General features: G+C 69.4%; 15 protein-coding genes and 1 pseudogene. 1 reads left to right on the top strand and 15 read right to left on the bottom strand.

Translation table 11 applies throughout. The features are described from left to right. From MQH10_RS25550 to rimP, 4 genes are all read right to left on the bottom strand, one after another. The coding region (locus MQH10_RS25550) for an IF-2-associated domain-containing protein (protein WP_242566787.1) at positions 1-375 on the bottom strand (375 nt) is incomplete at its 3' end. 87 nt (positions 376-462) lie between these two features. Continuing rightward, the gene (locus MQH10_RS25545) at positions 463-1,140 is read right to left on the bottom strand and encodes an RNA-binding protein (protein ID WP_336605239.1); all 678 of its coding nucleotides are present in this window, start codon (positions 1,138-1,140) and stop codon (positions 463-465) included. 6 nt (positions 1,141-1,146) lie between these two features. Further along, a complete protein-coding gene (nusA, locus tag MQH10_RS25540) occupies positions 1,147-2,850 on the bottom strand; it encodes a transcription termination factor NusA (RefSeq protein ID WP_242566786.1) in 1,704 nt (567 codons plus the stop codon). A gap of 13 nt (positions 2,851-2,863) precedes the next feature. Continuing rightward, the gene (gene rimP / locus MQH10_RS25535; RefSeq protein WP_242566785.1) at positions 2,864-3,406 is read right to left on the bottom strand and encodes a ribosome maturation factor RimP; all 543 of its coding nucleotides are present in this window, start codon (positions 3,404-3,406) and stop codon (positions 2,864-2,866) included. 258 nt (positions 3,407-3,664) lie between these two features. On the opposite strand from rimP, the gene ppa reads away from it, so the two are divergent. Beyond that, on the top strand, positions 3,665-4,210 hold the full coding sequence (gene ppa, locus MQH10_RS25530; protein ID WP_242566784.1) for an inorganic diphosphatase: 546 nt from the start codon (positions 3,665-3,667) through the stop codon (positions 4,208-4,210). Between the two features lie 34 nt (positions 4,211-4,244). Here ppa and trmB read toward each other — a convergent pair whose 3' ends face one another. The 11 genes and pseudogenes from trmB to MQH10_RS25475 all read right to left on the bottom strand — a co-directional run bounded on the left by trmB (position 4,245) and on the right by MQH10_RS25475 (position 13,900). Next, positions 4,245-4,916, bottom strand: coding sequence for a tRNA (guanosine(46)-N7)-methyltransferase TrmB (trmB, locus tag MQH10_RS25525; protein ID WP_242566783.1), 672 nt, complete (start codon positions 4,914-4,916; stop codon positions 4,245-4,247). Between the two features lie 28 nt (positions 4,917-4,944). Then, complete coding sequence (gene metK / locus MQH10_RS25520) at positions 4,945-6,165, bottom strand: methionine adenosyltransferase (protein WP_242566782.1); 1,221 nt, start codon at positions 6,163-6,165, stop codon at positions 4,945-4,947. 122 nt (positions 6,166-6,287) lie between these two features. After that, a complete protein-coding gene (locus tag MQH10_RS25515; protein ID WP_242566781.1) occupies positions 6,288-6,719 on the bottom strand; it encodes a helix-turn-helix domain-containing protein in 432 nt (143 codons plus the stop codon). Positions 6,720-6,781: 62 nt separating this feature from the next. Further along, complete coding sequence (gene lnt / locus MQH10_RS25510; RefSeq protein ID WP_242566780.1) at positions 6,782-8,359, bottom strand: apolipoprotein N-acyltransferase; 1,578 nt, start codon at positions 8,357-8,359, stop codon at positions 6,782-6,784. Further along, positions 8,356-9,234: a hemolysin family protein gene (locus MQH10_RS25505; RefSeq protein WP_242566779.1), complete on the bottom strand. Its 879-nt coding sequence runs from the start codon at positions 9,232-9,234 to the stop codon at positions 8,356-8,358. Before MQH10_RS25505 ends, lnt begins: the two co-directional genes overlap by 4 nt. Next, entirely contained in the window at positions 9,218-9,688 is a 471-nt protein-coding gene (gene ybeY, locus MQH10_RS25500; RefSeq protein ID WP_242566778.1) for an rRNA maturation RNase YbeY, read from the bottom strand. Before ybeY ends, MQH10_RS25505 begins: the two co-directional genes overlap by 17 nt. Further along, positions 9,685-10,692, bottom strand: coding sequence for a PhoH family protein (locus MQH10_RS25495; protein WP_242566777.1), 1,008 nt, complete (start codon positions 10,690-10,692; stop codon positions 9,685-9,687). The genes ybeY and MQH10_RS25495 overlap by 4 nt, the downstream gene beginning before the upstream one ends. Then, positions 10,689-12,032: a tRNA (N6-isopentenyl adenosine(37)-C2)-methylthiotransferase MiaB gene (gene miaB, locus MQH10_RS25490; protein ID WP_242566776.1), complete on the bottom strand. Its 1,344-nt coding sequence runs from the start codon at positions 12,030-12,032 to the stop codon at positions 10,689-10,691. The genes MQH10_RS25495 and miaB overlap by 4 nt, the downstream gene beginning before the upstream one ends. A gap of 60 nt (positions 12,033-12,092) precedes the next feature. Then, a complete protein-coding gene (locus tag MQH10_RS25485) occupies positions 12,093-12,953 on the bottom strand; it encodes an FkbM family methyltransferase (protein ID WP_242566775.1) in 861 nt (286 codons plus the stop codon). Between the two features lie 46 nt (positions 12,954-12,999). Continuing rightward, positions 13,000-13,406: pseudogene (locus MQH10_RS25480) on the bottom strand (Fur family transcriptional regulator). A gap of 38 nt (positions 13,407-13,444) precedes the next feature. Continuing rightward, a complete protein-coding gene (locus MQH10_RS25475; RefSeq protein ID WP_242566774.1) occupies positions 13,445-13,900 on the bottom strand; it encodes a GNAT family N-acetyltransferase in 456 nt (151 codons plus the stop codon). Positions 13,901-13,994: the final 94 nt, after the last annotated feature.

The following is a 13,994-nucleotide window of genomic DNA, read 5'->3' as shown; positions in this document are numbered from 1 at the left end:
CTCAGCGGCGGCGGCCTGTTCGGCGGCCTGGCGGGCCTGGGCCTCGCGGGCGGCTTCGAGCACGCGCTGGCGGGCGAGCCGTTCCTCGGCGGACAGATTGCCGTCCCCGGCGGGCTGGCCCTGGCGCGGCGCGGAGGCGGGCGGCGGCGTGAAGACGCGCTTCTCAGCAGACGACGGCGCGGCGAGGTTTCCCCCCGGCGCGGCGTGCGGGCGGGCCCGCTTGGTCTCGACGACCACCGTCTTGGATCGGCCATGGCTGAAGCTTTGCTTCACGGTGCCCGCGCTCACCGAACCACCGACAGCGCGGGGTTTCAGCGTCAGGGGCGCACGTCCGCCGGGGGCGGAGGGTCGGCCGTTGTCGTTCTCGTCGCTCATGCGCTCGCTTTACTTCACCCCGGGCGAATCCCGGGCTCGTCAAATACCTGAAGGCGCGCGGAACAGGGTTGTTCCGCCCGCCTCATGTCACGGCTCCTCGCGCCAACTCTCGGGAAGGAGCGGGCGGAAGCCTGATAACCGCAGGACTTCGAAAGTCCAGCGATCGGCGCCGCGCCCCGCAAGGAAGGCGGTGTGTATCACATTCTCGCCCCCCAAGGCCAAACCCAATTCCTCGGCGGAAAAAGCAGCCATCATACGGGGCTGCCGGGGTGACTTGCGGGCCACAGCTAAAATCTTGCGGCGGCCGTCCGGGGCGCCGTCGCTGGCTTCGATCAGCCAGGCGGCCTTGCCGCTGGTCAGGGCGGTCGAGACCTTTTCGAAGCCGGAGATAAGATCGCCGGCGCGTTTGGCAAGGCCCAGGCCGTCCAGCACCCGGCGCAGCAACAGCCGGTCGACCTGGTCGGCGAGATCCTTGGGCGCGACGAGCTTGGCCTTGGCCGAGCGGGCGAACAGGTTCTTGCGGGCCGCGGTCTCCACCGAGGCGCGGTCGGCCGCCACCCAGATCCCCCGGCCCGGCAGCTTGCGCGCCAGGTCGGGGACCACCGTCCCGTCGGGGCCGGCCACGAAGCGGATCAACCGCTCCTCGGCCATGACCTCGCCGGTGACCACGTCGCGGCGCTCGCGCGAGGCCTCGGCCAGGGTCCGGTGCGGACCCCTGTCGAGGGGCGTCTCTGCCGCGGTCGTGGGGGGAAGGGCTTCGGTCACGCCGGGTTATTCGGCCTCCGCCTCGGGCGCCGCCGCGGCCGGGCGCGAACCCGGGACGCCGAACAGCTGGTCTTCTTCCGACAGCTCGACCTCGATCTCTTCCTCCACCGGGGTCGGCGGGGCCTCGATCCAGCCCATGGCGACGCGGGCGCGCATGATCAGGGCCTCGGCGTCGGCGGCGTCCAGGGAGAAGGCCTCCAGGATGCCGGGCTCGCGCACGCGCTCGCCGTCCTTGGTCTCGAACCAGCCGCGCAGGTCGTCGGGGATCAGGCCGGCCAGGTCCTCGACGGACTTCACGTCGCCTTCGCCCAGGGCCACGGCGACCGGCAGGGTCACGCCCTCGATCTCCAGGAGGCCGTCCTCGACGCCCAGTTCGCGGCGCTTGGCGTCCAGCTCGGCGGCTTCCTTTTCCAGGAAGTCGCGGGCGCGGGCCTGGATCTCCTCGGCGGTGTCCTCGTCGAAGCCCTCGATGGCGGCGACTTCGGCGTTCTCGACATAGGCCACGTCTTCCACCGTGGCGAAGCCCTCGGTGACCAGCAGCTGGGCGATGACCTCGTCGACGTCCAGGGCTTCCTGGAACAGGGCGGTGCGCTCGGTGAACTCGCGCTGACGGCGCTCGCTCTCCTGGCTCTCGGTCATGATGTCGATCTGCCAGCCGGTCAGCTGGGAGGCGAGACGGACGTTCTGGCCGCGGCGGCCGATGGCCAGCGACAGCTGTTCGTCGGGCACGACCACTTCGACGCGCTCGTCTTCCTCATCCATCACCACCTTGGAGACTTCGGCGGGGGCCAGAGCGTTGACGATGAAGGTCGCCTCGTCCGGGCTCCACTGGATGATGTCGATCTTCTCGCCCTGCAGCTCGGCGACCACCGCCTGAACGCGGCTGCCGCGCATGCCGACGCAGGCGCCGACGGGGTCGATGGAGCTGTCGTTGGAGACCACGGCCATCTTGGCGCGCGACCCCGGATCGCGGGCCACGGCGCGGATCTCGATCACCCCGTCATAGACTTCCGGCACTTCCTGGGCGAACAGCTTGGCCATGAATCCGCCGTGGGCGCGGCTGAGCAGGATCTGCGGGCCCTTGGCCTCGCGGCGGACGTCGTAGATGTAGCAGCGGATCCGGTCGCCGATATTGAAGTTCTCGCGCGGGATCGACTGGTCGCGGCGCATGATGCCTTCGCCGCGGCCCAGGTCGACGACGGTGTTGCCGTATTCGACGCGCTTGACCGTGCCGTTGACGATCTCGCCCACGCGGTCCTTGAATTCCTCGTGCTGGCGCTCGCGCTCGGCCTCGCGGACCTTGCCGGTCACGACCTGACGGGCCATCTGGGTCTGCACCCGGCCGAACTCGAAGGGCGGCAGGATCTCTTCATAGGTCTTGCCGACGAAGGCGTCCTTGTCGTCGCGCAGCGCGTCGGACAGGCGGCGGATGCCGGCCGGCTCCTCCGCCGGGGTCTCGCCGTCGGCGCTTTCATAGACCGCGTCGTCCGGCACCACGGTGATCACCCGCTTGACGGTGGTCTCGCCGGTCTTGGTGTCGATGTGGACGCGGATGTCGTGCTCGGCGCCGTAGCGCGAGCGGGCGCCCTTCTGGATCGCCTCCTCGATCGCCTCGATGACGATCTCCTTGTCGATCGACTTTTCGCGGGCGACGGCCTCGGCGATCTGAAGGAGTTCCAGCCGATTGGCGGAAATGCCGGTCAGGCTCATGGGAGAAGTCCTCTTACTCGGAAGATTGTTGGGGGTCGGCCGCGATGCGCTGGGCGCGCTCGTCGGCGCCGCGCTTCATCAGCTTGTCGTTCAGAACCAGCTTGGCCTCGATGATCCAGGCGAAGGGGACGAGCGCCGTCTCCTCCTCGCCTTCGAGATCGATGGCGACATTGTCGTCCTCGACGCCCACCAGGGTCCCGCGGAACCGCTTGCGGCCCTCGGCCACTCGGTCGAGCTCGATCTTGGCCTCGAAGCCCTCATAGGAGACGAAGTCCTTCAGCCGGGTCAGCGGCCGGTCGACGCCGGGCGAGGAGACTTCTAGGGTGTATTCGCCCTTGATCGGATCGGCGGCGTCGAGGATCTCGGAGACGGCGCGGGACAGCTTGGCGCAGTCCTCGACATTCATCTCCCCGTCCGGGGTCTCGGCCATGATCTGCAGGCGGCGCGCGTGTTCGCCGCCCATCAGGCGCAGGCGGACGATCTCATAGCCGGCCGCTTCCGCGACAGGGTCGAGGAGCTCCACCAGCGATCGGTCTTCAGCGGTCTTGCCGCGCATTTAGTTCCCGGCCCTCCGGCCAACAAAAAAGCGGCTGGGCCGGAGCCCGCCGCTCGTATGCGCTATCCAGCGCTACGGACGATGTTGGGGCGTTTATACGCCCGCCCGCGGGGTTTGTCACGGGGCTGAAGAGTCCGCGCGCCGGGGCGCGTCAATTTCCGGGCAGGCGTCCGGGCGCCTGCCCCCTTCCCCAGACGGCGTTCTTGGTCCACAAGCCGGCCACTTTCCTTCCTCTGTGTGTGAAAAGGCCATCTCCCCATGGACCTGTCCAAGATCCCCGTCGGCGTGAACCCGCCCTATGACGTCAACGCCGTGATCGAAATCCCCGGCGGCGGCGAGCCGGTGAAGTATGAGCTCGACAAGGAGTCGGGCGCCATCTTCGTCGACCGCTTCCTGCACACGGCGATGTTCTATCCCGGCAATTACGGCTTCATCCCCCACACCCTGTCGGGCGACGGCGACCCGATGGACGTGCTGGTGGTGGGCCCCACCCCCGTGGTCCCCGGCGCGGTGATCCGCGTGCGCCCGATCGGCTGCCTGATGATGGTCGACGAGGCTGGCGGCGACGAGAAGATCCTGGCCGTGCCGGTCGACAAGCTGCACCCCTTCTATGCGGGCGTGGACAGCTGGCGCGGCCTGCCGTCGATCCTCACCGAGCAGATCGCGCACTTCTTCCAGCACTATAAGGACCTGGAAAAGGGCAAGTCGGTCGAGATCGTCCGCTGGGCCGACCCGGAAGAGACCGGCGTCCTGATCCGCGAAGGCATTGAGCGGCACAACGCCGCCGTCGCGGCCAAGGGCTGAATTCATCCTCCCCCGTCATGACGGGGGAGGATTTTCACACCCTGACGAAATCCAGGAACACCGGGGCGCAGTCGCCCAGGCGCTTTTCCTCGTAGCGGGTGGTGATGTGGTCGGCCGGCGGAACCCGCCAGTCCGACGCCTGGGTCGCCGGCCACCGGAAGGCCGGGTTTCGCAGCACCCGCTCCAACGTCCAGTCCGCGTAATCGGCCCAGTCGGTGGCGAACCGCAGGCGTCCGCCCGGTTTCAGCACCCGCGCCAATTCCACCAGCAGCTCGGCGTTGACCAGCCGGCGCTTGTTGTGGCGCGCCTTGGGCCAGGGGTCCGGGAACAGGATGAAGATCCGGGTCAGGCAGGCGTCCGGCAGGTTGGCGATCAGGTCGCGAACGTCGCCGTCCTGCAGCCGCACATTGGTCAGGCCCCGCTCGTCGATATGGCGGAGCGCGCTCGCCACCCCGTTCTGGAACGGCTCGGCGCCCAGGATCAGGACCTCGCGGGCCCGGTCGGCCTGGGCGGCCATGTGCTCGCCGCCGCCGAAACCGATCTCCAGCCAGACCTCGGCCGCCTCCGGCGCCAGGGCCTGGGGATCGAAGGGGGTCTGGGGCGCGCGAATCCGCGGCAGCAGGCTGTCCATGAGGGCGGCCTGGCGCGGCTTGATGGTCCGCGACTTGATGCGGCCGAAGGAGCGGAGGGGCGGATGGTGGTCCATCCGCGCCCCTCTAATCGTCCCGACGGCTCTAGACCAGGGCCTTCAGCTCGGCGACCAGATCGGTCTTTTCCCAGGAGAAGCCGCCCTCGGCGTCGGGCGTGCGGCCGAAGTGGCCATAGGCCGAGGTCCGCGCATAGATCGGGCGGTTGAGGCCGAGGTGCTCGCGGATGGCCCGCGGCGTCGCGCCGCCGATCAGCTGGGGCAGGATGGCTTCCAGCTTGGCGGGATCGACCTCGCCCGTGCCGTGCAGGTCGACATAGAAGCTCAAGGGGTTGGCCACGCCGATGGCGTAGCTGATCTGGATGGTGCACTTGCGCGCCAGGCCGGCGGCCACGACGTTCTTGGCCAGGTAGCGGCAGGCATAGGCCGCCGAGCGGTCGACCTTGGTCGGGTCCTTGCCGGAGAAGGCGCCGCCGCCATGGGGCGCCGCGCCGCCATAGGTGTCGACGATGATCTTGCGGCCGGTCAGGCCCGCATCGCCGTCCGGCCCGCCGATCTCGAAGCGGCCGGTCGGATTGACGTGCCACTTGGTCTTCTTGGTGATCAGGCCCGAGGGGAAGACGCTCTCGACATAGGGCTGGATCAGCTCCTTGACCTTCTTCGGCGTCGCCGAGTGCAGGCCGATGCGCTTCTTGTGCTGGGTCGAGACCACGATCTGCAGGACCTCGACCGGGCGGCCGTCCTGATAGAGCAGGGTCACTTGGCTCTTGGCGTCGGGCTCGAGCGCCGAGCACTCGCCCGAATGGCGGACCTCGGCCAGCTTCTTCAGGATGTTGTGCGAATATTGCAGGGTCGCCGGCATGAGTTCCGGCGTCTCGTCGCAGGCGTAGCCGAACATGATGCCCTGGTCGCCGGCGCCTTCGTCCTTCTTGTTCGACCCGTCCACGCCTTGCGCGATATGGGCCGACTGGGCGTGCAGATAGCAGGCGTACTTGGCCTTGGCCCAGTGGAAGCCCTTCTGCTCGTAGCCGATGTCCTTGATGGCGGCGCGGACCTTGGGCTCCAGCGAGCCGACGATCTCCTTGGTGAGCTTCTTGTTCTCGTCCTTGGAGGCGCCCGGCTTGGCGGCGCGGACTTCGCCGGCCAGCACGATGCGGTTGGTCGTCACCAGGGTTTCGCAGGCCACGCGGGCCTCGGGTTCGGCCGCCAGGAAGGCGTCGACCACCGTGTCGCTGATCCGATCCGCCACCTTGTCGGGGTGACCCTCGGAGACGCTTTCACTGGTGAAGATATAGGAGGAACGGCTCACGAGGGGGCTCCGAAACATGCGCGACGACCGCATCCGCGGTGCGTCTGGAACGTCCTCGAAAGCCTATAAAGAAATCTTTATATCCCGCAAGCGCGATGACATGCCGCGCAGGCCGGGGCCGATCACTCGGCCTTGGGCTCGTCCTCGTCCTCCTCGGTCATGGCGCGAACCAGATCGAGAATGCGCCGGCGCACCCGGGCGCGGCGGATCTTGGGGAAGGCGGCGGCCAGCTCCATGCCCTCGGGCGTGAGCAGGAAGGCGTGGGCGGGGGGCGGGCCTTCCGGCTCGCCGGGGGTGTTGCGCGCCGCGTCGCCCAGGCCGTCGAAGAAATAGGAGATCGAGGTGCGCAGCGCCCGGGCCATCTCCCAGAGCTTGGAGGCCGAGACGCGGTTGGCCGCGCGCTCGTATTTCTGCACCTGCTGGAAGGTCAAGCCGATGGAATCGGCGAGCTTTTCCTGGCTGACGCCCAACTCCTTGCGTCGCAGTCGGATGCGCAGGCCGACATGCAGGTCCACGGGGTTGGGTGTGCGATCGACGTCGATTTCCTTGGCCATGGACAATCCCCTTATCCGAACCGGCGCCGAGCCGTCAAAATATTGACGTTCTCGTCAGTTCCTCAGGGCTGCCGATCGCGTCGTCTGCCCGCCATGACGGCAGAAAAAAGCAGCATCATGGCGGCGAATATTTCACCGTGACGCGAATAGGGGGTCGGCGCCAGCCCTGGTGGCAACCTTGCGTCGACCACCCCGATTCGTCCCAATGCTAGGGTGTGAGCGGCCTGATGGCGGCCATAGGCGTCGATCATCGTCGTCACGCCGGTGGGCGTGGCCCGCGCGATCGGCAGGCCCTCCTCGATGGCGCGATAGCCGGCGATGTTCAGGTGCTGCTGCGGTCCGCTGCCGCCGCCGAACCAGGCGTCATTGGAGACATTGAGGATCCAGGCCGGCCGGAAGCCGCCCCGGGCCGCGGCCTCGGCGGTGAAGTGGGGGAACAGGGCCTCGTAGCAGATCAGCGGCTGGACGGGCGGCACGCCCTGGGGACGGACCGGGCGCGGTTTTGACCCCGGCGTGAAATCGTCGGGCATGTGCACCAGACTGCGGAAGCCGACCCGGGCGGCCAGCTTGCCCAGCGGCATGAACTCGCCGAACGGCACCAGGCGGTACTTGTCGTAGACCGCCGTGGGCGTCAGCCCCTCCGCCGACCGGCGCAGGGCGACCAGGCTGTTGTAGTAGCGGGTCTCGCCGGCGGGGCCGATGTCATAGCGGTTGGCGCCCATCATCAGGGTCTGGCCGGGTGTGAGCCCCGCGGTCAGCCGCCATAGATAGGGACTGCCGGGACTGAGCAGGTCGTCGATCACCGCCGGCAGGGCGCCCTCCGGCCAGACCACGATGTCGGGCCGCGCGGGCGCGGCCTGGGTGGTCAGCTGCATATAGGTGGTGAAGACGAGGTCCAGGTTCTCCGGCTTCCACTTCTCCTTCTGGTCGATGTCGGCCTGGACCAGACGGATCAGGGGCGCGGTCGGCGAGACCGGGACGGCGTGGACCAGCCGCCAGGCGCCCCCGCCATAGAGCAGGGCCAGGGCGGCGAGGATCGCCCCGCCCCGGACCAGCCGGGCGCGCGGCGCGACCGGGTCGAACAGCAGGACGAAGCTGGCGGCGATCGCCACGGTGATCCAGGTCAGGCCATAGGCGCCGACCAGGGCCGCCGCCTGGGAGGGCGCCGATCCGGCCGCCCAGGTCTCGCCGGGCAGGTCCCAGGGGAAGCCGGTCAGGATGTGGCCGCGCAGATATTCCGCCAGGGTCAGGGCGCCGGCGAAGACCAGGCCGCGACGCCAGCCGCGGGGCGCCAGGGCCCGCTGGATCAGGGCGGCCAGCCCCCAGAACAGGGCGAGGCCCCCGCCCATCAGCAATAGGGCGAAGGGCGCCATCCAGCCCTGCTCGCGGGCGTCGACCATGAAGGGCTCGGTGATCCACCAGACCCCGACCGAGAAATAGCCCACCCCGGCCAGCCAGCCGCGCAGGAAGGCCGAGCGCAGCGGCTTGGGCCCCTCGGTCTCCAGCAACTTCAGCAGCAGGGCGTAGCCGAGCAGGCCGGGCAACAGGCCGAAGGGCGGATGGGCGAGGCCGGCGGCGAGCCCCGCCGCCAGGGCCGCCAGACGCGGACGCCAGGCGGGCGGGACGGCGATGGGCCTCAAGCGGCCGTCTCGGGCGGCGGCGCGACCACGGTGGGGCGCAGGCGCACGCGCTTCACCCGCCGCGGGTCGGCGTCGATCACCTGGAACTCGAAGCCGTCGGGATGGGTGATCACCTCGCCCCGCTGCGGCACCCGCCCGGCGATGGCGATCACCAGGCCGGCGACCGTGTCGATCTCTTCCTCCAGATCGGCGGCGGCGAGCGCCGCGCCGACGGCGGCCTCCAGCTCCTCGAGCGGGGTGCGGCCTTCGACCTCATAGACCCCGCCGGGGCGGGCGATGATGCCGGCGGCCTGGGCCTCGTCATGTTCGTCGTCGATCTCGCCGACCACCGCCTCGACCAGGTCTTCCAGGGTCACCAGGCCGTCGGTGCCGCCGAATTCGTCGATCACCAGGGCCATGTGGATCCGCGAGCCCTGCATGCGCAGCAGGAGGTCGGCGGCGCGCATCGAGGCCGGCACATAGAGGGCGTCGCGACGCAGCTTCTGCAGGACGGTGTCGGTCGGGGCGAGCGGCTTGGCCTTGCCCTTGGCCGGGGTCGCCATCAGCTTGAAGACGTCCTTCACGTGGACCACGCCCACCGGATCGTCGAGGGTCTCGCGATAGATCGGCATCCGCGAATGCTCGGCCTCGAGCAGGCGCTCCACCAGTTCGGAGAACGGGGTCGACAGCTCGACGGCGACGATGTCCGCCCGCGGCGTCATGACGTCGTCGACCCTGAGGGTCTGGAAGGCCTGGGCCTGGTCGACCAGCTGGCCGCCCGGCGCGGCGACCGGCAGCGGCGCGTCCGGCCCGGACCTGGATCTCAGCCGCCTCAGAAAGGCGCGCAGGCCCCGGCTGGGTCGCGCGCCTGGATTCGGCTCATCGGAACTCGCCATCGTCTCCCCGCTCGGCCGCATAGGGATCGGGAACCCCCAGCCCGGCCAACACCTCCCGCTCCAGGCCCTCCATCTCGAGGGCTTCGGCATCGGTCTCGTGGTCGTATCCTACAAGATGCAGCACCCCGTGCGCCACGAGGTGTTGCAGATGATGGGCGAAGGGCTTGGCCTGGTCCCGCGCCTCGGCCGCGCAGACCTCATAGGCGAGCGAGATATCGCCCAGGTGATCCTCAGGATTCTCCGGCGCCGGAAAGGACAGCACATTGGTCGAGCTGTCCTTGCCGCGGAACTGCAGGTTCAGGGCGTGCTGGGCCGCGTCGTCGGTCAGCAGGACGACGATCCCGCCGGTCCGCTGGGTGCCGGCCAGGGCGGCGCGGGCCGCTGCTTCGACCAGGGCCTGAGCCTCCGGCAGGGCGGCCGTCCAGCGGTCGTCCTCGATCTCGATGTCGATCAAGACGCGTCCGTTTCCGGCGCGTCGGCCTTGGGCTTCTCCGCCCGGGCGCGCTCAGGCTTGCGGTGCGACTTGGCGCTGTCGGCCTCGTAGGCGCGCACGATCCGCTCGACCAGGGGATGGCGGACCACGTCCTCGGCGGCGAAGCGGTTGACGCCCACGCCCTTCACCCCCTCCAGCAGCCCCACGGCATGGGCAAGGCCCGAATCCTCGGCCCGCGGCAGGTCGATCTGGCTCGGGTCGCCGGTCACCACCATGCGGGCGCCCTCCCCCAGCCGGGTCAGGACCATCTTCATCTGCAGGCGCGAGCAGTTCTGGGCCTCGTCGACAATGACATAGGCGTGGCTGAGGGTGCGGCCGCGCATGAAGGCGATGGGGGCGAGCTCGATCTCGCCCTTCTCCCGGCGGCGGCGGAACTGCTCGACGCCCAGGATGTCGGTGAGCGCCTCCCAGACCGGGGCCATGTAGGGATCGACCTTTTCCGACAGGTCGCCGGGCAGGAAGCCGAGCCGTTCGCCCGCCTCGACGGCCGGGCGCGAAACGATCAGCCGCTCGACCTCGCCGCGCAGCAACAGGCCCGCCCCATGGGCCACGGCCAGGAAGGTCTTGCCCGTGCCGGCCGGACCTAAGCCGAACACCAGTTCGCACTTGGAGAGCGCATCAAGATAGCGGGCCTGGGCCGCGGTCTTGGGCGCCACCTGGCCGCGACGGCCGGACGGCAGGCCGCCGGGCGCGGAGCCGCGGCCGACCCGAACCTGGCCGATGGCGACCCGCACATCGGCCTCGGTCACCTCCAGGCCCTTGTCGACCCGCTCGGCCAGGGTCTCGATCACCCGCTTGGCGCTGCCGCGCGCCTTGGCGTCGCCGGTCAGGGTCACCCCGCCGCCCGGTGTCTCGATCAGCACGTCGAAGGCGTCCTCCATCAGGGCCGCATAGCGGCTGGAGGCCCCGGTCACCGCGCGGGCGATCTGGTCGGAGAGGGGGAGAAATTCAGGACTGCGGCTCAAGCGGATTCCAGCTCCAGCGCGCCGGCCAGGCTCATCTTGGCGGCGCTTTCGATACGGACCGGAACGATCTGGCCGATCAGATGATCCGGGCCCGTCGCATGAACCGCCTGCAGATAGGGGCTGCGGCCGGACAGCTGGCCGGGGTGACGGCCGGGCTTTTCGAACAGCACAGGCAGGACGCGGCCGACCTGGCTCTGGTTGAAGGCGACCTGCTGTTCGTCGAGCAGGGCGTTCAGCCGGGCGAGGCGCTCGTCCTTGACCGCCTCGGCCACCTGGCCGGGCATGGCCGCGGCCGGCGTGCCGGGACGGCGCGAATATTTGAACGAAAAGGCGCTGGCGTAGCCGACCTCGCGGACCAGCTGCAGGGTCGCCTCGAAGTCGGCGTCCCGCTCGCCGGGGAAGCCCACGATGAAATCGCCGGACAGGGCGATGTCGGGCCGGGCGGCGCGGATGGTCTCGATCAGCTTCAGATAGCTGTCGGCCGTATGGGCGCGGTTCATGGCCTTGAGGATCTTGTCGGAGCCCGACTGCACTGGCAGGTGCAGATAGGGCATCAGCTCCGGCAGCTCGGCATGGGCGGCGATCAGCGCCTCATCCATGTCGCGCGGATGGCTTGTGGTGTAGCGGATGCGGTCCAGGCCGGGGATCTCGGCCAGCCGGCGCACCAGGCCGGCGAGCCCGCCCTCGCCGGAATAGGCGTTGACGTTCTGGCCCAGCAGGGTGACCTCGCGCACGCCCTGATCGGCCAGGCCGCGGGCCTCGGCCAGGATCTGGTCGACCGGCCGCGACCACTCGGCGCCGCGGGTATAGGGCACCACGCAGAAGGTGCAGAACTTGTCGCAGCCCTCCTGCACCGTGAGGAAGGCCGTCACCCCGCCCGGATTGCGCGCCGCCGGCAGGGCGTCGAACTTGTCATGGGCGGCGAAATCGGCGGCCAGGCGCTCGCCCTTGGCCCGGTGGGCGCGGGCGATCAGCTCGGGCAGCTGGTGATAGGCCTGGGGGCCGACCACCAGGTCGACGGCGGGCTGGCGGCGCATGATCTCGGCCCCCTCGGCCTGGGCCACGCAGCCGGCCACGGCGATGGTCATCACCCCGTCGCCGGCCTCGGCCTTGGCGTCGCGCAGCTCGCGGATCTTGCCGAGCTCGGAATAGACCTTCTCGGTGGCCTTCTCGCGAATGTGGCAGGTGTTGAGCACGACCAGGTCGGCCCCTTCCGGGGTGTCGGTCACGTCATAGCCCAGCGGCGCCAGGACGTCGGCCATCCGCTCGCTGTCATAGACATTCATCTGACAGCCGTAGGTCTTGATGTAGAGGCGCTTGCGGGGCGCGGTCTCGGTCATGGCTGGGGTTATGGGGTCGAGGGACGGCGCGCGCAAGCGGCGGGGCGGGCAGGCGCGCGTCTAGGGCTGGTTCGCCAGGGCCACATAGGCGTCGAGCGCGCCTTTGCGCAGGTCGCCCTGGTCCTCGAGATGACGGATCAGATGACCGGTCAGGTCGGGGCTGCGGTAGCAGTGGTGGGCGATCAGGGCGATCCGGCGCAACAGCTCCGGATCCCATCGCTCCAGGAAGACCGGGTCCTTCACATAGACGATGTCGGCTTCGAGCAGCTGGTTGAACGGCATGCGGACATTGTTATTGCGCCGGATCGGGTCGATCGACCACCGCTTCACCTGGGTGAAGCAATGCGGGAGATAGCCCTGGGCCCGCATCCAGCCGTCGATGTCGGCGAAGGTGGGCTGGTTCTCGTACAGGGGCACGAACGAGACCTCGAGCTGGATCACGCCGCAGCGGGCGAGCCGGTCGGTTCCGCCGGCCAGCACCTGCATCTCGGCGCCCTGGATATCCATCTTCAGGTAGTCGATGTCCGGCAGGCCGGCGACATCGTCCAGCCGGGTGGTCGTCACCGGCTCGGTTCCGAAGATCTTTCCGAAATGGCTGAAGCCGTTGAAGAAGGCGAGGCTCCTGGCCGACGGCTTGAGCAGCGAGGTCATGCCGGACTCCGGGTCGGCCATGTGCAGGGTCTGGTCTGAGCCATCCCCGACGATCTCGCTGAACAGGGCGATGTCGGCGCCGAAGGTCTCCCGAAGCTTGGGATGGTGACGCGGATCGGCCTCGAAGGCGTTGAGCCGGCCCAGGCCCTTGTCCAGCAGGACCTTGTAGGGCGCGGGCTCAGTGATGTCGGCCGCGCCGATGTCGGCGATTTCCATCCGGCCGGTGAAGCCCAGCAGGTCGGCGAGCGGGGAGCGTGACGGGTCTGACATCGCGGGCGGTCCTGTCGGCCGGAGGCCTGTGACGCCGAACCGGCGGTCAGTCTTCCAGCGGCGTGCCGTAGAGCTCCAGCCGGTGGTCGATCAGCCGGTAGCCGAGCTTGCGGGCGATGGCGACCTGCAGGGCCTCGATCTCCTCGTCGACGAACTCCACCACCTTGCCCGACTTCATGTCGATCAGGTGGTCGTGGTGGACCTCGGTGGCCTCCTCATAGCGGGAGCGCCCGTCGCGGAAATCGTGGCGGGCGATGATGCCGGCCTCTTCGAACAGCCGCACGGTCCGATAGACCGTGGCGATTGAGATGTGCGGGTCGACCGCGTGGGCGCGCCGGTAGAGCTCCTCGACGTCGGGTGGTCATGGGCGTTGGACAGCACACGGGCGATGACGCGCCGCTGCTCGGTCATGCGCATGCCTTTTTCGACGCAGAGGTTTTCGATGCGATCCACGAAACGCGGGCTCCCGAGTCAGACGCTGGAGAATAGGGCTAGAGGGCGACGCTGTTAAGGTCGAGACGCATCACCGCCGCATCGACCCGTACGCCGTCGTCGCGATCATAATATCCGCGCCTCAGACCCGCGCGGCGAAATCCGATCGATTCATAGAGCCGCACGGCGGCCAGATTGTCGACCGCGACCTCCAGGAACATCTCCTCGGCCTTGGCCTGGCGGGCCAGGCCGGCGGCCGCCAGGGTGAGCGCCCTGGCCAGGCCCTGGCGTCGCGCCTGGGGGACCACCGCCAGGGTCAGGATCTCGGCCTCCCCGGCCACGGCGCGGCACAGGATCATGCCGACCGGGTCCGCATCCTCGGCGAGCAGGGCGTAGGTCCCCGGTCCCTCCAGCAATTCGGAGAGCTCGGCGGCGCTCCAGCCCGGGCTGAAGGCCTGCCAGTGAACGGCGGCCAGGGTCTCGGCCTCGTCCCGGCCAACGGCGCGCAGGGTCATGGGGCAAGCTCCCTGCCGCCGGGCAGGCGGGCGTCGGGCGCGCGCAGATAGAGCGGACGGGGCGGGACCGGCGCGCGGCCGGCGGCGAGGCGGG

Origin of the sequence: Phenylobacterium aquaticum (assembly GCF_022695515.1) — a bacterium.
Taxonomy (GTDB): domain Bacteria; phylum Pseudomonadota; class Alphaproteobacteria; order Caulobacterales; family Caulobacteraceae; genus Phenylobacterium; species Phenylobacterium aquaticum.
Note: the sequence above shows the minus strand (reverse complement) of the source record. Positions and strands in the feature narration are given on the sequence as shown.